The sequence below is a fragment of the Rhodococcus sp. T9N genome (assembly GCF_024436645.1).
Classification (GTDB): Bacteria; Actinomycetota; Actinomycetes; order Mycobacteriales; family Mycobacteriaceae; genus Rhodococcus_F; species Rhodococcus_F qingshengii.
In genome coordinates this window covers 31,096-51,626 of record NZ_JAMSKS010000029.1, presented here as the reverse complement: position 1 = coordinate 51,626, position 20,531 = coordinate 31,096, and the positions used below count along the sequence as shown (strand labels likewise).

The following is a 20,531-nucleotide window of genomic DNA, read 5'->3' as shown; positions in this document are numbered from 1 at the left end:
GCAGAAAACGGACCCGCACGGCGCGCCGTGACGCGTGGCAGGTGTGGGAATGTCATCCGCCCAAGCCCACGAACCGAGGAATCCGGTCGTGGGGTCGAGGAATGGGCTGTGGGACGCGCGGACCGGGCCGGGCGTGTTAGCGCAGATCGTCGGGCAGGCTGCGCGTTGCGCGCCACATCGCCATCGTGAACTTCCCCTCCATCATTCCGGCCTCGTGGAAGAATCGGATCATCGGCTCGGACATGAACTGCAAGTTGACGCGATAGTTCGGGCTCGTCTGCTGCGCCCACAGGCCGCGCAGACGGCTGATTCCGACATCGGGATATACCTTCGGATTGATGAGCAACGGGTATGCAAAGTTCGCAATGGCCGCCAACGTGCCTCTATGCCAGGCGCGCGAGATGCGTCCGCGACGCTGCATCCCTTCCACCATTTCCAGCCGCGCGAACGTGATGTGACGGGCCTCTTCGAGAACGTGGATCTTCATGAGCTGGCGCAGCTGCGGCTGCATTTTCGGGTCATTCATCGCCTCGCGCTGAGCGCGGTCGAGGATCTCCTCGATGAGCAGAGTCGCGCCGGACACGGACGGGCCGAGAGGCACAAAGTGCAAGATCTTCGCGATGCTCAAGAACCCCTTCGGCAACTTGTACGGTGCCAGGCCCGTCTTGTTGATCAGTCGGGCGAACATCGTCGAGTGACGTGCCTCGTCGCCGATCTCGTTAAGGGCGTAGAGGGACCTTTGATCTGTCAGGGCGCCTTTGGCGGATGTTCGGAGCAGCGCCGAGCTGAGCAGATTCTCCGCGTAGATACCGAAGCTGAGGATGCTGACGATTTCGTGGCGCCCGAGTTCCGCCTTTTGCTCATCGCTCATTCTCTCCCACAGCTTGGTGCCGTAGAGCGAGACCCGATGCTCTGGCAGGTAGTACTTTCCTTCCTCCCAGGGTGAGTCCCAATCGATGTCGATCTCCGCGTCATAGAATTTTTCGGCCGCCGCCCGCAGCAGTCGGCCGGCAGATCTCTGCATGTCGACGGGCTTGCGGGCGCTGACACGCGCAGCGCCTTCCGTTGAGACGTCGGGCTTGGTCTCCACATTTTGAACGGTCATGTGACCTCCGTTGCGTTCCGGGCCGAGCTGAGTCTCGACTTCATACCCGTACTCCGGGTACCAGATACTGATAGTGTCTGCGCCAATGCGTTCTTTTGTCAATGTTCGAAGTGAAGAAAGTGAGCCTTGCGTGTCTGACGACCACGATCTCGACTACTCCGGCGAGGGCACCTTGGTGTGCCGTGGCAAGGAGATTGCTGTCGGGGTGAAGATCAAAGGCTATTTCCAGCCCCTCAACGGCTTATACACCTGGTACGGCAGGATCGACAAGAATGATGCGCTCCACGCCGCCCTCTCGGGAAGGCGCACGGTTGCCGTCTTTGCGACACCAGAGGGACGCGCCGAGTGCGTCGTGGGCGACCCTGATTTCTGGGACCGCTATCGCATCTCGGGCACGAGCAGACCGCCGTACCACATCCCCACCACGCTCGAGGAAGTTGAGTCGATAGCAGAGAGTGAACATCAGGGTTGACCGACCCGCTTTGCGCCCTGGGCGTTCCCCAGCATCCAGTCCGATAGCGCCCAGGCGGGTGAAGCAACGCCACCAGACAGCCGATTCTTGACTGCGGTAGGCCTTCTCGAATTCGTCTGGTGTGAGGTAGTCGAGGGTGCTGTGGGAGGCGGCGTTGGTTGAACCAGTCGACCCATCCCATCGTGGCGAACTCGACATCGTCGATGGTCTTGAGCGGGCCGTTCAGGAACGGGCTTCTCTTCGATACTGCCTCGGTCTTGAACAACCCAATTGTGCTCTCGGCCAACGCATTGTCGTACGCATCCCGACACAGCGGATCGATGCCGCAATCCCCTCGCAACGCTGCCACCCGCGACGGCAAGCTCGAGTACCGCACATCAGTGGCGCAATGGAAAGCCGATCTTGCGGCAAGGCGACCCAAGGTAGCCAAACTCGTTGAACACGAACCTCTTCGAGAGTACGTGCAGGAAGTGCTCTCGGGCGTGATCCGCGACGAAAACGGTGAGGTCTGATCATCGGGCTGGGCAGGTCCGCAGTGGGTACGCTTGTCGAACGCACCAGCAGATTCACCACGTTGCTGCATCTGCCACGTAAGGATGGGTACGGGGATGCGCCCCCGGTGAAGAACGGGCCGGCGTTGTCCGGTTACGGATCGGAGTCGGTCCGCGATGCACTCCAGGCTGCGATGACACCGCTGCCGGAGCACCTGCGCAGATCGGTGACCTGGGACCGCGGCGGAGCTTGCACGTCATGCGGAGTTGACCGCAGAAACCGGGATCCGTGTGTACTTCTGCGACCCGTACAGCCCCTGGCCGCGAGGACCGAACGAAAACACCAATGCATTGCTGCGACAATACTTTCCGAAGGGAACCGATCTCGCTCGATACCGTCGAAGTGACGTTCAGGCCGTGACGGATGCACTCAACAACCGCCCGCGCAAAACACATGGGTGGCGAACCCCAGCGGAAGTGCTTGCAGAGCAGATACGCTCGGCTTCACGGCACTGTGTTGCGACGACAGGTTGAATCCGCCCTGACTGCCGGCACCGCTGTGATGGATGAGCCCTGAGCCGACGCGGCGTCCACCGTGATCTCGTCGTCACAACGCCATCTTCAGCGCCGTGGTGACCATCGCTGTGTCTTTGACCGTCGGCACGGCGAGGAGGCCTGCAAAATCCCGACATTCCCGATTATGTCGGTGTTCGACCACTCGCAAACTGACCCGATCGAGTGGCACCCGCAACCCGAAGAGATCACCCAACTCCTCACCGGCGTCGACCCCGCCGACATCTCCGACATCTGCGACCGCGTCGAAGAATGAGTACCGTCCTGCATCTTGCTCTTCGTGGAACTCCTTCTGCGGAGCCGCCGCCTCATTCAGCTGGGCCATAGTCCTGAATTTGCCAGCCCTGGGCGGTTTTCGTCACGACCACCTTCAACAATGTCGGCAGTTCACTCGGTTGTGGATTCTGCACGTTCTGCGTCTTCTGGCTCGCGAAGACCATCACCGTGTATTCTTCGTCGGTGTCACCGGTGTCACCGGTGACGCTGGTGACGCTGGTGGCCAGAACGCGTCCCGACGCCTGCACCTGGGCCTGCTGGATAATCTGGGTCAGCGTCGGCCGAACCTCGTCATACCGCTTGACTAGAGCCTCACCCGCGTCCTCTTTGACTGCCGCGAAAAAGGCGTCGGTGTTCTGGTAGCTGTAGGTCAGGGATCTGGTCGTGTAATCCGAGGCGGCCTTCGCCGCGGCGGCCCGTTGCGCGGCGTCGTTTTCCAATACCGACTTCGCTTCGTCGGCCTCGAGGTAGAGGTAGGCGAACACGCCGGCCAGCACAGCGAGCACCACGATCACGGCCGAAACCACCACGGCACGTGATCGCGGCGATGCTGACCAGCGGTGCCCACCTGGCGAGGGGGGTTCGACGTCGCTGTCTCCAGCCCCAGCCGTGGCTACGGCGGACGCGGCTGGGGCGTTTTCGTCCATCAGTAGATCGCCATCCGGCGTCGCTGCTGCCGCGCTGTCCTCGACCTCAGTGGGCTCGGGGTGCGGTTTCGTTCGGTCGTCATTTGTCATGTGGGACCTTCTGTGTACTTACGGTGACAGTCGCTTGCGGACGGGGCGTCACCGTAGTGGCGGCGACACGGTGACGGGGACCTCGGCGCGACCTGGTCGCGACGCCGGGAAAGTTCGGCCGAGGAGGTCGCCGATCGACCCGAAGTCGACGTATGTGTCGGCAACTTTCTCGGTCGCCGGTTTCACCGCCCGGGTGATCGTCAGCAGATCCGGCTGCAGGATCTGAATATAGCCGTTGAGCTTTTCCACAAGCTTCAACACGGGAGGCCACTTGTCGTACGAGGTGGTTGTGAACCTGATGAACGCCCGTTGAATCCGCGCCAGCCCGTTCACGGCGTCAGGGGTGCGTACAGATGCCGTAGTGAGGACGTCCCCGGCATTGGACAAGAGGCCGAGCAGGAACTCGGCGTTGTCCGCGGTCACCCGGACGGACCCATCTTTGCCGACGAAATCGACTACACGGTGCATCATGTCGCCGATCGTGTCGAGGTCGTCCTGCCGTCCGGCGACGGCCTCGGCGACGGTCTTGTTGATGGACTCGATCGATTCCGGGTCGAGCCCATCTGCCACTGCAGCCAACTTTGGCAACACCTGGGGAACCGATTGCGACACGTGCACCGCGTCCGCGGGCACCACGTCTCCGTTATCGAAGTACCCACCGGTTGCCGTGCCCGCGGGCACGAAGTTGATGTACTGTTCCCCCGCGAGCGACAGATTCTGGATAGACATCTCGCTGTCCTGGGGGATCTTGTGGTCGGAATCGATCGTCATCTCGACCTTAATTGCCGAATCCGCGACGTTGATCGAGGACACCTTTCCGACGGGTACCCCCCGCACCATCACCGGCGATGTGTCCAGCAGACCGCCTGAGCTGTCGATGATGGCGGTTAACGAGTACTCGGAGCGGGTGGGGTTGATGTGTGCCACGCCGACGACGAGGTAGCCGAGCCCTACGACGAACACGACGGCGAGAGCCAGTATCGATATGAGCGTGCTGCTGCGGTTCACGGCATCATTCCGATTGATCTCAACACGGTTATGAAGGATTCGGCGTCACGCCGCGCTAGGTCCCGACCATCGATGGAGATGTCCGAGAGGTTGATGTCGGGCGACCGCACGAATGGAATGAGTTTGTCGCGGATGACGCTCGTTGCCTGCTCCGTGACGGACTTCGAGTAGATGTCGGAGTTGGCGATCGAATCGATCACCGGGGCGATCCCGGCCACTGACTCCTTGATCCGTAAGTACTCCGGATCCACGATCCTGCCCGCGGACACAGCGAAATCACGCAAGTTGGCGATGAGTAACGCGACCTCGATCAGGGAGTAGCCGAGGCCAGAAAAGTTGCGTCCGCCCTTGGTCAGCATCCGGTCGATTCCCGACGGATCGTCCAAGATCACTTTCAGAGTCTGATCAGCCGACCTCAACACTACGTCGAGTTTGTCGGTATTCGAGGAGACCTCCGAGACGGTCTCCAGCGTTGTCTGATACAGGGCGTCGAATTGCTGCGGGTCCTTGGGGAACGTGGTGTTCAATGTCGAGATGGCGGTGTGGATCTTGTCGAGCTCACCGCCGCCGAGGACATTCGCCATTCCGCGCATGACGTCCTCGACATTTGCTGCCGGCTCGGTCCGTGCCAGCGGGATCACCGAACCCGACCGCAGCAAGGCACCCGTCGACGGCTCGGCTGGGGGAAGGATGGCAACGTAGATCTCACCAAGGAGAGTGTCCTGACGTAGCTCGGCTCGCGATTCGCCCGGCAGCTGAGTCGTGTTGTCGATGCGAGCTTTCACGACCGCATGCCCGTTCTCGTACGTGACATCTTCGACGAACCCGACGCTGATTCCCCCCGAGAGAACTTTTGCGAGGGCTGGCAGGTTGAGTGCGCTGGTGAACTCCATCTGGATGTCGTAGCCGTCCGCGTCGGAGGTCGCTATCGTCGGCGGATTGTCGGCGTTGATCCCACACGATGTTACGAAAACTATCGTTGCCATCAGTGCGACTATCGTGGGTCCGAGGCGTGCCCGGTTGACCGAGATCATCAGGCCCCTCCACCCATCATCCCGGCGATCGTCCTTGATGCATCGCTGGACCTGCAGACGCCGTTTGCCACCGGCGCGGCGCAGCCACCGACCAGGCTTCGCAAAGGCAGCGACACTGCGAACGCCTGCACAATTGACTTGGCATCGGGGTGTTTCACGATGAGGTCTGCCGTGCGGGCTGCTACTGCTGCCATCATGTCCGGCTGCTCTCCCATGTCGGCGATGAGCGGAACGGCAGCATCACCGATCGCGAATATCGGGGGACCGAAATCTGTTGCGAGCCGCGAGAGGATCGGTACGAACGTCCCCGCGTACTCGACTGCCGCGCCGAAGGTCTGGCCGAACGCGATGATGACCTCGATGGCACCGACGAAGTTGTCGAAGAGGGCGGTCAGCTCTTTGTCGTTCTCGGTTGCCACCCCCGTCAGTGTTGCGAGGTTCCCGACGATCCTGCGAATCTGTCCATCCCGCTTGGCCGGGTCGTTGATGAGCGTGGCTGAGTCCTTGATGATCCCGGCCACGTCGCCCTGCGTTCCTTCCAGATTGCGGGAGACGAGCTCGAGGGACTGCAAGATCGCGTCGGTGTTCCTGCCGTTGTCCTTGACCAGGTCCTCGGACAAGTTGCTGATCGAGTCGAGCGTCTGACTGATTCCCAGCGGGGTTCTCGTCTTACTCAACGGAATGCACTGATTCGTCTCGTATCGGGCTCCACCGGAGTACGGCTTGGTGAACTCGATTTGACGTTCGGTCACGATGGATGTCGACACCATAGTCGCGCCGACGTCGGCGGGCAGCGGCACGCTCTTGTCGATCCGCATTTCGATCCTTACACCGGACTGATCACTATTCTGTTGCACCCCGACGACGCTGCCTATCTTCTTGCCGAGCATGGCTACTGTGTTGCCTTCGAAGAGGCCCGATGCGTCGGTGAACTCGGCACACAGGGAGCGCGTGTCGTCGGACACCCTCCCCCCTATTTCCACACTAGCGACCACCACAACCACCACGGCGATCAGGAGCAACAGTCTTCGGATCCATGTAGTCAACATTTGTCGTCACCACTCGGAATGCACACACGAACCTCTGGTTCTGTGGTAGTCGACGCACCGACCGGCGCCTGGAGGAGGACGCCGAGGCGCTGAGTGATCTGATCAACCTGGGCCAGGGCATCGGAGTAGCCTGGCAGCTCTGACGACACCTTGTCGAGGAGCGTCTTGTATTGTTGGACAGACGGTTCGATTCCATCGCTGTAAGCCACGAGCGGCCTCGTGAGAAGTTTGAACAGACGACTGAGAAGGTCGAACCCGCCGCGGACGTTCTCGATATCAGGTCCCAGCGTACTGGCAAGGAAGCTGAGTTGACGGAGAAAGTCGACCAGCACCTGCTTTTGATCGGCGAAAGCGTTGACGTATTCATCGGATAGAGCGACCGCTTTGTCGAGCTGACCGTACTGTCGCTCTAAGAGTTCCATCAAACTGCTGGTGTTCCTCAGTGCGTCGGGAATGTTTGTGTTGCCGTCGGAGAACGCATTCTGCAGCAGCGACGCAGTCTGACGGAGATCGACGCCCTTTACATCGCGGAACACCGGCGTCGTCGTCTCGAGCGTGTCCGAAATGTCGTAAGTACTCGATGTCTGAACAAGGGGGATCGCCCCCGACAGCGAGGTCGGTCCTGACCCTGGGTCCAGATCCAGAACTCGCCCGCCGATCGGCGTGATCAGGCGAACCGCTGCGGTGGCATCCGAACGGACTGGCACTGAGTCGTCGAGTCGAAATTCGACTGTGATAAACGTTCCCGCGAGGTCCACCGACGACACCGTTCCCTGTCTTATCCCCGCTATACGCACCTGATCACCCGACTCCAGCCCTCCGGTGTTGACCAGTTGCGCCGAGTACACCTTTTGGCCGGGCGGTGCGATATACACGGTCCCGGCGATTACCAGACCGACCACCACGGTCACCACCACCACAGCGGCGACGATGAGGTCGCGTCTGCGTTCGGACTGGTGATGCGGTCGATTTCGACTGAACAACCTCACTTACACACCACCAATCGTTGCCCCATAAGCGCAATCGTAGCTGTATCCGGCAGGGGCAGAAGGCCTTTCGAACATCGTGCCTCAGTCGGCGTGGAATTCGTCGAAGCGTTCAGCGAGTCCATAAGGGGCTTGAGCAGTACCGCGCCATTCAGTAGCCCCTCCAACTCCCCGGGTTCTCGCGCCAGACGCTGATAGATCGTCGCGAAACTCTGGTCGTACGTTGACTCAAGTTGCTCCCCGGCGATGACAGTTTTCTCCATGGACCGGTTGACCTCGCCTAGCGACTCCCGCAACCGGTCACTCACGCGGCTGAAGGCGTCGACGATCGATCCCAGCTTGTCGACGAGTTCGACCAGCTGCGCCGAGCGGCCTTCGAGTTGGTCGGAGACCTGGCCGAGGCTCGTCACAATATTCGTGATGATCTCAGACCGCTGGTCCCCGTAGGCGGTGATGTTGGCGACCTGCTCCAGAACAGGCGATATACCCCTCCCATCACCTTGAGCAACGCGCAACAAGTTGGACTGCAGTTCATTGATCTCGTCGGCGTTAAGCGTGTCGAACACCGGCTTGAACCCGTTGAACAAGGTGGACACATCAAATGAGGGAACGGTCTTGTCGAGCGCCACCTGTGTAAGCGCCGCCCCCTGTGTCTTTCCCTGTGCCGCACCGATCAATTCGACATATCGCTGTCCGAGAAGATTCTGATACCTCACGGCGGCGGTAGTGCTCGACGTGATCGCGACGTCGTTGTTCAGTTGGAAATGAACGACCGCGGTGGGCCCTTTCAGGTCGATCGCCGTCACATATCCGACCTTGACTCCCGCCAACCGCACACCGTCGCGAGGCTTGAGCCCGGATGCATCGGAGAAGACCGCAGATCGTTCAGAACTCGGTCCGTCCGAGCTGGGTTCGAGGATGGCGATGATCACGTAGGTGAGAACGCCGATGACTGCGGCGAACGCGACGATCTTGACGATGGTGGGAGTTAACGACTTGAGCTTCATCTTCTTGGTCCTCCTGCTGCAAGCGCGCTCTGCAGCGCAGGTGACGTCTGCACTACCAGGGCGACCTGAAGTTGTACTCGCTCGCCGACTTGCGGCGTGGCGTTGTCGATGCTGTCCAGGATCTGCGGGATGGTGTAAATGGTCTGCGCGAGTCCCGATGCCGATCTGGCGACCGGCCTCGCCAGATCGAGGCCGACGTCCAGTAGTGAACTCAACGCCGGGTAGTTTTCGCTCAACAGTCCTCCCAGTCCCCCGAACAGAACCTCGCCGGTGCTGTTGAGGTTGCCTGTGGCCTGTTTGATGGCCTCGTCGGTGGCGAAGAAGTCAGCGACGTCGACGTTTATGAGGATGCCCGGAACGAACGGCGTCATGAAATCGGCTACACCCTGGGACAGGTCTGCTGCGATCGCCAAATCCTGGCCCACTGGACGCTGTTGAACGTCCCGAGTGAGCTGCGCGATCTGGAACATGAGCTTGCCGGCGTCGGCAAACGTTTGGGAATCATCGACGACAAACTTCACCACAGAATTGAACGCCGGCTGATCGAGAGCATCGACCAGCTTCGAGAGTTTTCGAATCAGGGTCGATACCGACGTTTGTTCGGACTGCTGCTTGTTGACATAGACACTGCCGCCATCACCGATTAACTCTCCCCGTCCGGGGTCAACAATCTCCAGTGCCGTTGGCCCCAGCGCGCTGGCGGACGTGTAATTCACGGCCAGGCCCTGACGCAACCGGATGTCGTCGTTAGCTCCGGTGAGCTCGATTTTCACATTTACACTTTGGTCGCGCCCCGACACCGAGGACACCTTGCCCACCGTGAAGCCCCGATACTTCACCTCCGATCCGCCCTTCAGCCCGTCACCAATCGCGTCGGTGGTGATCGTCACTGTCGTGTTGTCTTCATATTTTCCGGTCGCGTTTCCCACCAGAAGATAGCCGGCAACCGTCACGACGACGAGGACACCGATCCCACGCAGGGTCAAATTTGTTATTGATGGCGCGCGCCCTGACGGATCTTTATAAACAGCCACTTCAACCCCTACCCCGAAATCCTGACGCCCGAATCGAAGCCCCACATCAGCAGGGTCAAGATCATGTCCTCCACAACAATGATGATGAGACTGCTACGGATCGCTCGACCAGACGCGCGGCCGACGCCCTCTGCTCCACCGGTGGCGTAGAAACCCTGGTAGCTGTGGACGATGACGACCGATACTACGAAAATGAGGACCTTGATGACCGAGAACACCAGATCCTGCGGTTTGAGGAACGCATTGAAATAGAAATCGTAGGTGCCACCTGACTGGCCGTGTAGAAGGATGACGACCAGCTTGGCCGCGCCGAAACTGAGTATCAGCGTTACGATGTAGAGGGGGATGATGGTAGTGATCGCCGCGACTACACGCGTGCTGACGATGTACGGAATCGGCCGCACCGCCATCGACTCGAGCGCATCGATCTCTTCAGCGATACGCATCGAACCTATTTCCGCAGTGAGGCGACAGCCGGCCTGGGCTGCGAAGCCGATCGCGGCGATCATCGGTGCCAACTCTCGAGTGTTGGCGTATGACGAAATGAATCCCGTAAGAGACCCCATCCCGACCAGGTCTAGCGAGGCGTAGCCCTGGATGCCGATGGACGCCCCGACAGCCATTCCGAGAATCACAAGCACGATCGCGGTACCCCCGCCGACCAGTACAGCGCCTCGTCCCCAGGCAAACTCCTGTATGAATAAAAACGTCTGTCGTCGATAGGTGGTTGCGACGTGCCGAATTCCGGCGACGGTGTCGATGGTAAATGTTGTAATGTGCCCGAGCTGCGCGGGGACCTCAGCGAGGGGCGTCACAGCACGCACGATCGGACGAGTAACCGAAGTATAACGGGTGGATGGTACTGCGGTCACGTGTTCTCCGTCATCCGATGGTCTGCGGGACGAACATGATGGTCAGTTGGGTGATGAACACGTTGATGACGAAGCACGCCACCACCCCTAGGACCACGGTGGCGTTGACAGATGTAGCCACACCTTTAGGGCCATCTTTCGTGGACAGGCCCCGATGACACGCGATTGTCACGACCACGAGACCGAACACCACTGACTTGATCAGCGCTACAAGGATGTCCGCCGATGATGCGAACGATGCGAACGATGCGACGTAGCTCCCCGGCGTGATGCCCTGGACGTTGACGCTAAGGATGTAGCCGGCCACGAGACCGGTAAACACGATGAGCATGCATAACATCGGAGCGACGATGAGAACCGCGACGAATCGAGGTGCGACGAGTCGACGTGTCGAATTTAGTCCGAGCGTCTCCATGGCATCGATTTCTTCACGGACGGTGCGTGCGCCAAGGTCAGAGGCGATGGCCGACCCTGCCGCACCACCGAGCAGGAGCGCGGTGACGATCGGTGCCCCCTGCTGAATGATCCCGAGTCCACCGGCGGCTCCGGCGATAGATGTGGCCCCGACCTGCTGGGTTAGACTTCCGACCTGCACCGAGACGATGACGCCGAAGGGAATCGCGACCAGGATCGCTGGCAACGTCGTTACGGTGATGACGAACCACGTCTGTGTGACAAACTCCCGAAACGGAAACCGTCCGGTGACAATATCGCGCACGGCCCACCGCAGTGCCTGGCCGGCGAGGGCAATCGAATTTCCAAAGGTCACAAGACTGGCTGTCGCTCGACCAGCAATTTCTGTATAGATACCGGTCTCTCCTCTTCTGTCTGCGCAGCTCGTCGCGATAAGGTGTTCACACAGTATCAGGTACGTGCAGTACCTGATACATGGTTTCGGGAACTTCCGTCGGATTAATCAGCTGACAGGTTGGCGTGTCCCCAAGTGAACGGAGCCATCTCGATTTAGAGCCTTGTTGCCCATGAGCTGGGCGGATAGGACGATGGAAAACATGGCTGGACGGAAACGCAACTCTGCCGAGGACATCGTGCGCAAGCTGCGCAGTGCCGACGAACTGACCGCTGCGGGCAAGACGCAGGAGGAGATCGCGGCGGCGCTCGAGGTGTCGGCGGCGACGTTGTACAACTGGCGGCGTCAGTACGGCGGGATGGCCACCGATGCCGCGAAGGAACTCAAAGAGTTGCGCGAGCAGAACGGCAAGCTCAAACGGTTGCTCGCCAAGGCCGAGCTGGAGAAAGATGCACTGCGGGAGGTAGCGAAGGGAAGATTCTGAGCCCAGCCGCCAAGCGCAGCGCTGTCGACATGCTCGTGAACACCATGAGTCTGTCGAAACGACTGGGCGTGCAAAGCTGCTGGGCTTACCCGCTCCACCTACGCACGAACACCGATCGCCGAAACACCCGCGGACCCCGACGCAGCCCTGAGGGCCGCGTTGCGGACGTACGCAGGCTCGCATCCACTGCACGGCTTCCGACGCGACTGGGCGCATCTGAGGCACGACGAGGGGCTTGTCGGTGAACAAGAAGAAGGTGCACCGGCTCTGGAAGGAGGAGGGTCTGCAGGTTCGGATCTACCATCCCCGCAAACGCGCCGGCGTCAGCTAATGACCGCAGATCGAAGCCGATGCCCCGAAAGTGGTGTGGCCTACGGACTTTCAGTTCGATTCGACCGTCGATGGTAAGGCGATCAAGATCGCGTCGATGATCGATGAACACACCCGGCAGTCCCTGTTGAACATTGTGGAGCGGTCGATCACCGCACAGCGGCTTACCGACGAGCTCGACAAGACGTTCGCGCTGTGGGACGCAAGTGCTGCGGATGGACAACGGTCCGGAGTTCATTTCCCATGTGCTGCAACATTTCTGCCGCGACCGTGTCGGTATCTCCTACATCCAGCCGGGGACGCCGTGGAACAACGGACACATCGAATCCGTCAACAATCGACTACGGAGGGCCTCAACCGCAATCACTGGACGAGCTTGCTCGAAGCGAGGGTCGTGATCGAGGACTTCAAAGACCACCACAACCATCGACACCGGCACTCATCACTCGGATACCTCACGCCGTCCTGGGGGTCCCTCCCGCTTGCGGGGGCGTACGCTGCCCGATGCACCCACAACCACCAACCGGTCGAGGGCTGGGAGGTCGCTGAATCAACTACACCGTGGATCTAGAACACGGTGGCCCGACTTATCGGGGACCTGCCAAGGTCGCCTCGTCGAGCGTTGAAAACGTCGGCGAGGTTGCAGATGAGGGTCATCCACCCCGCAGCCCAGTGGCTGGCGTCGTGATCTGGTCGGCCCAAGGATTCGGACACTGGACCCGCTTGGAATAGGGATCTACCGACATGAGTCCAACAAGCATGAGCAGATCGCGTCGATCGTTCAGCACCGAGTTCAAAGACGAACTGTGCCGAGAGGTCATCGACTCTTCCAAGCCGATCAGTGAGGTCGCCAGGGCGTACGGTGTCGGCGACGACAGCTGCAGCACAGTGCGATGCGCCCCGTGTACCGCGCGCCATTGGACGACGGTGGGCATCATCTCGTGATGGCGGACAGCGAGCGTGAAGCAGACTCCAGGGACTCCGCCAGGATCAGCTCGAGTGCAGGCAGTCTGGCAGCCGACACGGCCACCGCAGCTGCGCGTGTTCGTGCATCGAGACCGCGTTGTGTTCCGGCGCGGGCAGTTTCGGTCCAGGCCTGGGCGCAGTGATCGGCGGCCGCCGCGAGGTCTGCGGTAGCGGGATCACCGGTCAGACGTGCAATTTCGGTACAGCCGTCGGCGAGAAGCCGACGAAAGAGCCCGCCTCCGGTTCCGGCCTTTTCGATGAAGATACCGAGACTGAACAGCAGCGTCTCGAGGTCATCGGGCGGAAGGTCGACCCAGCTCTTGACGTCGGTTGCCAGCTGGTCGACCGCGGCCAAACCGTCGGCACCGGCTGCTGGTATGTGGTCGGCTATTCCCGGTGTCGATGGGGCGTGCATGCTGGCGGCGGATCGGGCGAAGGCCGCGGCCGCGGCAGTCGACACGGGCGGCAGTGTCTGCGGCCACGTGATTCGGTACGTGCAGTGACGTGTCGGTTGCGGGAACGAGGTGGAAGATCGCGCCCGAGCCAGCGCGTCGAGCGGGATCTTCTGCACGTCGGCCCGATCGTTGTCGACGACCGAGGCAGTCCCCCCGATCTCGTCGTAGCCGATCACCACGATGTCGTGGCGACTCATCTGCAGTTTCACCCGTAAGTAGGGCAGCTCAGCGATATCGGCCCAGACCAGACTGGGTCGTCCCGCATCGATGTCGTCGCGAACCCATGACCATCCCTCACCGGGATCGTCGGTCGTGAGAACCTCGACTTGTCCGCCGAGCCTGCGCGGTAAGTCGATCTCGAAGTCGGCACCGCGGCCGACCAGGTACATCGGTGGGACCAGGTCGTCCGATCGCAGGTAGGACAAACCGAGATCACCACCCAGTGCGAACACCAACCCCTCGTCGGGTGGTCCGTCCCATCCCAGACCGTGCCAATGGAGAAGGTCTCGCATTGCACCTGACCCGCAGTGCCCTCCCATCCGGTGGGGATAGTTCTCGATCAGAGTCGTGTGGGGCACTGTGGCTGCCTTTCGGGTGGTTGGTCGAGCGCGCGTGTCGGCATGCTCAGCTGTTCTGGATTCTGTCGAGATACGTTCGGCGAGCAGTCATGTCGACGTCCGCGAGGAACACCGAATCTGTGTTCAGGGCCGCACCCAGTCCGGTCGCCAGCCGCCGGGGGACGAATTTCACCGCCGCGACCATTGCGCCTGCGAGACGGGTGACGCGGACGAAGGGGCGTGGATTCTCGATCAGATCTGCTGTCGCGCGGGCGATTTCCTCCGGCTCGGCGTTGCGTAATCCCTTTGCGCCGGCGGTTCCGGCGACGAGTTCGGTGTTGGTTAACGTCGGGCGGACTGTGGACAGTCGAACCCCTGACTTGCGGTACTCCAGTCGTGCGGCCTCTGTGAATCCGATGACTGCGAACTTGGTAGCGCAGTAGGTCGCCAAACCAGGTACCGCGAGCTCGCCGGCCAATGACGCAGTGTTGATGATGTGTCCGGTGCGGCGTGGCAGCATTCGCTGAAGAGCCAGTTTGGTCCCGAAGATGACACCCAGGATGTTGATCTCGACTTGCCTCCGGGTTATTGCATCGTCCTCTTCGTGGGCGTGGCCGGTAGGCATGATGCCCGCGTTGTTGATCAGGATGTCGAGGGGTCCGAGTTCACGTTCGACCAGGTCCAGAAACGTTGTGAACGAGTCAGGTTCGGTGACGTCGAGTCGGGTGACGACCTTCACCCCGAGTTCGGCGGCGGCCTCCTTCGCACGTGCCTCGTCGATGTCGCCGATGGCGACCCGGTGGCCTCGTCGAATCAACTCCTTCGCTGTCTGATAGCCGATGCCTCGAGCTCCACCTGTGATCGCCACGGTCCTGGCGGGGGTGTGAGGTGCGTTGTTTGTCATCTGCTGCGCTCCTTGCATAGATAAGAGACATCGGTAGACGCCGTTCGGGCCGCTCTCGCGGTGGTGGCTGCGCACACGAATGAGGGATATGGGTATCGCGCGGCGTCTCGTGCCCGGGGAGGCGTTCGGATCGGTCGTTCATCGCCCGCAGCCGCAATTCCAGCGGCAGAGCGAGTCTCGTCTGTTCGGTGTAACTTCCGGTGTCGGCCTCAACACGGCCGCGCCGACGAGACAGTCATACGGCACAGCTCTGCCAGCAGGTATCGGCTCACCCGATTCGAAGGTGTCCGAGGTAGTCCGAGTGGTCACGCCGTGGTTGTTCGCGGAGAGAGCTCCGACCGATCGGCAGTCGGCCGCGATACGGGGTTCAAGACGTATGTTCTCACCGCTTGTGTTCATCGAGACTCCCGCGGAAGGTTTCGATCCCCGGGAGTTTCGTCCGGCCGGGTGCGGCCGGTGAAAACATCATCGAGTGGGTGAGCGCCCGTGAAGATCGTGGGGCCGTAGGCGTGCCGAAGCACCGTCAAGATCGCGTTCAAGGGTAGGTCGTCGAAGACTCCTCGTTCGCGGACATACTCCATGTGCTGGGCTCCGTCTGCGGTGAAGGCATGCATGAGAGCATCGCGATCGCCGTCGAATTCCACTGGCGGCACGCCGAAACGAGCGCACAACTCGACATTGAATGCCGGCGTGGCCTTCAACCACCGGCCCTCGATGTAGAGGCGACTGTAGCCGTGGTAGACGAACAGGTCGGTGCCGCCCATCAGCGTGCGCAACGTCTCGGTCTGCAGGTGATTTCGGACGTCGGCGAAGCCGAGCAGTGCTGGGATACCCGCCGCCCGGCACACTGCGGTCAACAGCACCGCCTTCGGGACGCAGTAAGCGCGCCCGGCCTCGAGGACGAAGCTCGCTCGATAGTGGGCCGGATCGTCCGACACGGTGTATGGGTCGTACCAGATTCGGTCGCGGACGGCGGCGAAGAGGCGTCTGGCCTTGTCACGGTCGCTGCTCGCATCTCCGATTGCCGCGGCGGTGAACGCCCGCACGGATTCGTGCTCGATGTCGAGGAAGTCCGTTGCTCCCAGGTATGCGTGTGGTGGCTGCGTAGTATGTGCTCCGGGCGGGCGGTCTGTCATGGTCATCGCTGATGTTCCCTTCTCTGAGCAAACCGGTTGCTGTTGTGTGCACAACGACCGAAGGATCGGTCAGTTGCGCGCGAGTCCGCCGAGCATCAGGTCTTCGCGTTGGACGGGGAGTCGCTGGGCGATCACCCGTTTGCTGTACATGAACTCGCGCGGGCGACCTATGCAGTCGGCGGCAATGAGCTCACCGGCCTGGAGATAGAAGCAACTGAAATCACTGTCGCGGGTGGGGTCACCGCTGAGAACCACTTCGTCGTATCCAGTGTTGAGGCCGGCGATCTGCAGCTTGAAGTGATACTGATCCGACCAGAACCACGGCAACGCTTCGATTTTTCTGGACTTCCCGCAGGCGGTCGACGCAGCGACTTTGGCCTGCTCTCCTGCGCTCGAGACGGACTCCAACCGTAGTCGACGGCCGTAACGGGCCATGTCGTGGCTCGCGCAGTCCCCCGCCGCCATGATGTCGGGGTCGTTGGTCCGAGTGTGATCGTCGATCACGATGCCGTTGTCGATGACAAGACCCGCATCGGCGGCGAGGTCGGTGTTCGGCTCGACGCCGACACCGACGATGACCAGATCTGCGGGGATCGATTCTCCGCTGGCCAAGGTGATTTCACGAACCTCACGGTCCCCGGACAGGCCCTGAACCATCGCGTTCGTTCTGATGTCGACTCCCTGTTCGCGATGTATCCGCTCGAAGAACGTCGATACCTCGGGAGCAGTGACCCGCTCGAGCACACGCCCAGTTGCCTCGAGGACTGTGACCTGTACGCCCAGTGCGCGCAGCGATGCCGCTGTCTCGAGTCCGATGTAGCCGCCTCCGACGATCACCACCCGCTGGCCAGGGCCGGTGGCCATACGGATCCTCTCGACGTCCGCTGCGGTGCGCAGGTAGTAGACCCCGTGGAGATCGGCCCCGGGAACGGTGAGCCGACGAGGGCGGGCTCCCGTGCACAGCGCGAGCTTGTCGTAGGCCAGCTTCTCCCCGGTGTCGAGAACGACGTTGCCTTCCGACCGAACGATGGTCTCCACCTGCGCGTTCAGGAGCTGAATACCTTGCTTGGAGTAGAAGTCCGTGCTGCGAATGGCGATATCGTCGAGTACGCATTTGCCCGCCAGGTATGCCTTCGACAGCGGGGGGCGTTGATAGGGAGCGGCAGACTCGTTACCGATGAGGACGATGTCGCCTGTCCAACCTTCTTGGCGCAAACTAGCTGCCAGTTGTGCCCCAGCATGGCTTGCGCCGACGATGATCGCCCGTTGCGATGTCATGCGCTGGAAGTAGGCGTCAGGCGCACCATCATCTTGCTGATGCCCCGCACGAAATTCGACTGAACATACTCGGGGTCGCCGACGACCTCGATGTTCTCGAAGCGGGGAAGCAACTCCTCCCACAGAATCCGCAGCTGCATTTCGGCCAGCCGATTGCCCATACACCGGTGCACACCGAATCCGAACGCGATGTGATTGCGCGCATTGGCACGATCGATGATGAAATCATCAGGATTCTCGAAAACGCGTTCGTCGCGGTTACCCGAGGCATACCACATCACCAATTTGTCACCCTTGCGGATGAATTGTCCGTTCAGAACGGTGTCGGCTTTGGCGATTCGGCGCATGTACGCCAAGGGTGTTTGCCATCGGATGATTTCCGAGTTCATGTTGGGGATCAAATCGGGATTGGCCTTCAATTTCTCGAACTGGTCGGGGAATTGGTTCAACGCAAGAACGCCACCGCTCATCGAGTTTCGCGTGGTGTCGTTGCCACCGACGATCAGCAGGACGAGGTTGCCCAGAAATTCCATCGGACGATCGATCAGATCCTTGGTGTCCTCGTTGCTCTGCAACATGGTGATCAGATCGAAACCGGACTCTTCCCCTGCAGACCTCCTGGCTGCTTTGTCATGCCAGAGAGCGCTGAGGCCACGGGCCATGTCACGCATGCCTTCGAACACCTCGTCGTTGTCCGAGGGCCCACCGTTGGCTTGCTCCATCGAGGTTGCCAAATCGGACCAGTAGACGAGTTTGCGGCGTTGTTCGTAGGGGAAATCCAGAAGAGTTGCGAGCATCCGAGCTGTCAACTCGATCGAGACATTCTGCACCCAGTCGAACGGCTCGTTCAAGGGGAGGTCGTCCAATACCTCCCGTACGCGCGATCGGATCAGTCCCTCCATCTCCCGGAGGTTCTTCGGTGCGACAACCCCCTGGACGGCAGCGCGCTGCTTGTCGTGGCGTGGTGGGTCCATCGCGATGAACATCTCGATATCGAGAAACCGGGGCGGAACGCCGATGACGATGAACGGTTCGGCCGAGAACACAGCGTGATTCTTGTCGACGGCCACGATATCGGCATGGCGCGTGACCGACCAGAACGGGCCGAACGGACTATTGGGTTGGTAGTGCACCGGTGCCTCGTTCCGCACGCGCTCGAAGTACGACTGCCACCGCCCTTGTCTGTAAAGAAAGGGGTTACTGAGGTCGATGTCGGCGAGCTCGACATCCTCGACCGGTGGGATGGGACTTTCGACGAAGATCTTCTTGCCATTCGTGCCAGTCACCCACCGTCGGGTCTTGTCGTACAAATGAGCGCCCTGGATCTGCAGCCCTATCGGGATGGTCGACTGGACCTTGTCGGCGATCGACTCAGAAACTTTCATGCTGTCGTGCCTGCCTTTCGCACATCACAATTGGAATTCAGGTGTTCGAACGATCAGGCCATCCCACGCTTCCGAGGCCACCATCTGGCACGACAACCGAGACGTGGGTTCACGCTCGGGGTTCATCGCCAGCATCTCCTCCTCGTCGGCGCCGGACAGACCCACCTCTCCTGACCACTGCGGGTCGACGATCACATGGCAGGTGCCACAGGCCGTTTCGCCCCCACAGTCTCCATCGATCCCCGGCACAGCATTGTCGGTTGCAATCTGCATCAGCGAGCGACCTTCGACCAGAGCCGCCTCGTGCTTCTCACCATCGTGGGCGACGAAAATTACAGCTGCCATGTCAACTCCTCGTTTTCCGGCGTGATTGACGAAAGTGTCGTCGCAAACGCGGGTGACGGCTATGTTCGGTGGAGTCATAAACTTGTGAATTCGGGTCAAAGGGGTCACCGTGAAGCTGAGCGACGAGGGCGTGCCACCGCTTGCGTTCGTTCAGTTGCTCGAACGCCGCGCACTCGACCCTGACGCCGCCGCGCGGCTTCGTGTGATCATGCACCGCGAAGGAACCAGTGAAGCGACGCTCATTCAGCATGACGTTCAGGCACCGATACGGTGGTTTCGGGAGGTCTATCCCGAACTCGATATCGCCCAGGCCACTCGACTCGGATTTGCGTTTGCCGAGCAGGCCCAGTTGACATCGTTCGGGCCTCTGAGTTCACCTTTGATCAGCGCTGGTTCGGTCGCCGAGATCGTCGATCTCCTGACATACCTACCATTGATCTCCACGGCGTTGAAGTCGCAGTTCCACACCGGCGACTACGGTCTGATCGTCGGGCTCACTGCGCACACAGGCGATTCCGCACTGGACTGCTTGGTCATCACCTACGGTGGGTCGGCGTTACTACGACTGCTGGACATGCTCGCCGGTGACATATCGCCGGTGACACTCCATCTGAGCTGGCCGGAGCCGGCCGAGGTGAGCCACGACGAAGGTCCGGGGGCGAATCGCCGGTTCTTCGACGCTCCGATTTCCTTCATCCACGTACCCGAGGAGACCCTCAACAAGGCTTGTCGCTTCTCGGACCCCCTCGCATATCGTCTCGCTATCGCTGATCTGCAGCGAACACTCGCCCAGCGGAGTGGGTCCATGTCATCCGCCGAGAAGGTGAGGCAACAGTTGGAAAAGGACCTCGGACAGCGAACCAACCATGATGTTGCACAAGCATTGTCGATGTCGAGTAGCACGTTGAAACGGCGGCTTGCCGAAGAAGGAACCACCTATAGCAAGGTGCGCCACTCGCTGCTGTACGAGCGCGCGATGCTACGGCTCCTCGACCGATCGGTTTCGGTCAGCGAGATCGCTACCGAACTCGGATACAGCGACCTCGCCAACTTCTCTCACGCCTTCAAACGCTGGACCGGACGCTCTCCGAAAGATTTCCGAAATCCCCGACTCTCAGACGACCCGGTTTCGACGTAGACCCCGCAGAACGGGGTCGAGATCGATGCCTCCGTTCGTCCGCAACCTGATCGATCTTCGTCTCGGAGATGACGGAGACGTCGCCGCCTCCGTGCCATGAG

Annotated in this window: 19 protein-coding genes and 4 pseudogenes; 5 read left to right on the top strand and 18 right to left on the bottom strand. The window is 60.7% G+C overall.

The window, feature by feature from the left end; all coding sequences use genetic code 11:
* Nucleotides 1-136: 136 nt before the first annotated feature.
* Nucleotides 137-1,105 (bottom strand): diiron oxygenase, encoded by a 969-nt coding sequence (locus tag M1L53_RS30300; protein ID WP_027498243.1) that lies wholly within the window; start codon nt 1,103-1,105, stop codon nt 137-139.
* Between the two features lie 130 nt (nt 1,106-1,235).
* Between M1L53_RS30300 and M1L53_RS30295 the strand changes: the two genes are divergently transcribed.
* On the top strand, nt 1,236-1,577 hold the full coding sequence (locus M1L53_RS30295; RefSeq protein ID WP_027498244.1) for a DUF4873 domain-containing protein: 342 nt from the start codon (nt 1,236-1,238) through the stop codon (nt 1,575-1,577).
* Between the two features lie 96 nt (nt 1,578-1,673).
* On the opposite strand, the pseudogene M1L53_RS30290 reads toward M1L53_RS30295, so the two are convergent.
* Nucleotides 1,674-1,881 (bottom strand): annotated as a pseudogene (locus tag M1L53_RS30290) (integrase core domain-containing protein); the annotation flags it as partial.
* 31 nt (nt 1,882-1,912) lie between these two features.
* Between M1L53_RS30290 and M1L53_RS30285 the strand changes: the two are divergent.
* A pseudogene (locus M1L53_RS30285) lies at nt 1,913-2,602 on the top strand (IS30 family transposase); the annotation flags it as partial.
* A gap of 73 nt (nt 2,603-2,675) precedes the next feature.
* Here M1L53_RS30285 and M1L53_RS30280 read toward each other — a convergent pair.
* From M1L53_RS30280 to M1L53_RS30235, 10 genes are all read right to left on the bottom strand, one after another.
* The gene (locus tag M1L53_RS30280; protein ID WP_032370852.1) at nt 2,676-2,966 is read right to left on the bottom strand and encodes a hypothetical protein; all 291 of its coding nucleotides are present in this window, start codon (nt 2,964-2,966) and stop codon (nt 2,676-2,678) included.
* Nucleotides 2,950-3,444, bottom strand: a complete 495-nt coding sequence (locus M1L53_RS30275; RefSeq protein WP_238704807.1) for a hypothetical protein — start codon at nt 3,442-3,444, stop codon at nt 2,950-2,952. Before M1L53_RS30275 ends, M1L53_RS30280 begins: the two co-directional genes overlap by 17 nt.
* A 258-nt stretch (nt 3,445-3,702) precedes the next feature.
* The gene (locus M1L53_RS30270) at nt 3,703-4,662 is read right to left on the bottom strand and encodes an MlaD family protein (RefSeq protein ID WP_230593002.1); all 960 of its coding nucleotides are present in this window, start codon (nt 4,660-4,662) and stop codon (nt 3,703-3,705) included.
* Nucleotides 4,659-5,696, bottom strand: coding sequence for an MlaD family protein (locus M1L53_RS30265; protein WP_118606234.1), 1,038 nt, complete (start codon nt 5,694-5,696; stop codon nt 4,659-4,661). The genes M1L53_RS30270 and M1L53_RS30265 overlap by 4 nt, the downstream gene beginning before the upstream one ends.
* Complete coding sequence (locus tag M1L53_RS30260) at nt 5,696-6,745, bottom strand: MlaD family protein (protein ID WP_118606237.1); 1,050 nt, start codon at nt 6,743-6,745, stop codon at nt 5,696-5,698. The genes M1L53_RS30265 and M1L53_RS30260 overlap by 1 nt, the downstream gene beginning before the upstream one ends.
* Complete coding sequence (locus M1L53_RS30255) at nt 6,739-7,734, bottom strand: MlaD family protein (protein ID WP_032370848.1); 996 nt, start codon at nt 7,732-7,734, stop codon at nt 6,739-6,741. The genes M1L53_RS30260 and M1L53_RS30255 overlap by 7 nt, the downstream gene beginning before the upstream one ends.
* The gene (locus tag M1L53_RS30250; RefSeq protein WP_118606239.1) at nt 7,731-8,738 is read right to left on the bottom strand and encodes an MlaD family protein; all 1,008 of its coding nucleotides are present in this window, start codon (nt 8,736-8,738) and stop codon (nt 7,731-7,733) included. Before M1L53_RS30250 ends, M1L53_RS30255 begins: the two co-directional genes overlap by 4 nt.
* The gene (locus tag M1L53_RS30245) at nt 8,735-9,772 is read right to left on the bottom strand and encodes an MlaD family protein (RefSeq protein ID WP_118606241.1); all 1,038 of its coding nucleotides are present in this window, start codon (nt 9,770-9,772) and stop codon (nt 8,735-8,737) included. Before M1L53_RS30245 ends, M1L53_RS30250 begins: the two co-directional genes overlap by 4 nt.
* Before the next feature lie 8 nt (nt 9,773-9,780).
* Nucleotides 9,781-10,644 (bottom strand): ABC transporter permease, encoded by an 864-nt coding sequence (locus M1L53_RS30240; RefSeq protein WP_118606243.1) that lies wholly within the window; start codon nt 10,642-10,644, stop codon nt 9,781-9,783.
* Between the two features lie 10 nt (nt 10,645-10,654).
* Entirely contained in the window at nt 10,655-11,413 is a 759-nt protein-coding gene (locus M1L53_RS30235) for an ABC transporter permease (protein WP_181881569.1), read from the bottom strand.
* A gap of 241 nt (nt 11,414-11,654) precedes the next feature.
* Between M1L53_RS30235 and M1L53_RS30230 the strand changes: the two are divergent.
* Together M1L53_RS30230 and M1L53_RS30225 are read left to right on the top strand one after the other, a co-directional pair.
* A pseudogene (locus tag M1L53_RS30230) lies at nt 11,655-12,837 on the top strand (IS3 family transposase).
* Nucleotides 12,838-13,025: 188 nt separating this feature from the next.
* Nucleotides 13,026-13,145 (top strand): annotated as a pseudogene (locus tag M1L53_RS30225) (transposase); the annotation flags it as partial.
* Nucleotides 13,146-13,200: 55 nt separating this feature from the next.
* Here the strand turns inward: M1L53_RS30225 and M1L53_RS30220 are convergent.
* From M1L53_RS30220 to M1L53_RS30195, 6 genes are all read right to left on the bottom strand, one after another.
* Nucleotides 13,201-14,265 carry a BtrH N-terminal domain-containing protein gene (locus tag M1L53_RS30220; RefSeq protein WP_142006811.1) on the bottom strand — a complete coding sequence of 355 codons (1,065 nt, stop codon included), beginning with the start codon at nt 14,263-14,265 and terminating at the stop codon, nt 13,201-13,203.
* A 46-nt stretch (nt 14,266-14,311) separates the two neighbouring features.
* Nucleotides 14,312-15,148, bottom strand: a complete 837-nt coding sequence (locus M1L53_RS30215) for an SDR family oxidoreductase (RefSeq protein ID WP_142006809.1) — start codon at nt 15,146-15,148, stop codon at nt 14,312-14,314.
* Between the two features lie 395 nt (nt 15,149-15,543).
* The gene (locus M1L53_RS30210; RefSeq protein WP_032370982.1) at nt 15,544-16,284 is read right to left on the bottom strand and encodes a transglutaminase family protein; all 741 of its coding nucleotides are present in this window, start codon (nt 16,282-16,284) and stop codon (nt 15,544-15,546) included.
* A 69-nt stretch (nt 16,285-16,353) separates the two neighbouring features.
* Nucleotides 16,354-17,562, bottom strand: a complete 1,209-nt coding sequence (locus tag M1L53_RS30205; protein WP_032370840.1) for an NAD(P)/FAD-dependent oxidoreductase — start codon at nt 17,560-17,562, stop codon at nt 16,354-16,356.
* The gene (locus M1L53_RS30200; protein ID WP_094643793.1) at nt 17,559-18,947 is read right to left on the bottom strand and encodes a cytochrome P450; all 1,389 of its coding nucleotides are present in this window, start codon (nt 18,945-18,947) and stop codon (nt 17,559-17,561) included. The genes M1L53_RS30205 and M1L53_RS30200 overlap by 4 nt, the downstream gene beginning before the upstream one ends.
* A gap of 24 nt (nt 18,948-18,971) precedes the next feature.
* Nucleotides 18,972-19,292: a 2Fe-2S iron-sulfur cluster-binding protein gene (locus tag M1L53_RS30195; protein ID WP_024793405.1), complete on the bottom strand. Its 321-nt coding sequence runs from the start codon at nt 19,290-19,292 to the stop codon at nt 18,972-18,974.
* A gap of 109 nt (nt 19,293-19,401) precedes the next feature.
* Here M1L53_RS30195 and M1L53_RS30190 point away from each other — a divergent pair, with 109 nt between their 5' ends.
* Nucleotides 19,402-20,430 carry an AraC family transcriptional regulator gene (locus tag M1L53_RS30190; RefSeq protein ID WP_118606494.1) on the top strand — a complete coding sequence of 343 codons (1,029 nt, stop codon included), beginning with the start codon at nt 19,402-19,404 and terminating at the stop codon, nt 20,428-20,430.
* Nucleotides 20,431-20,531: the final 101 nt, after the last annotated feature.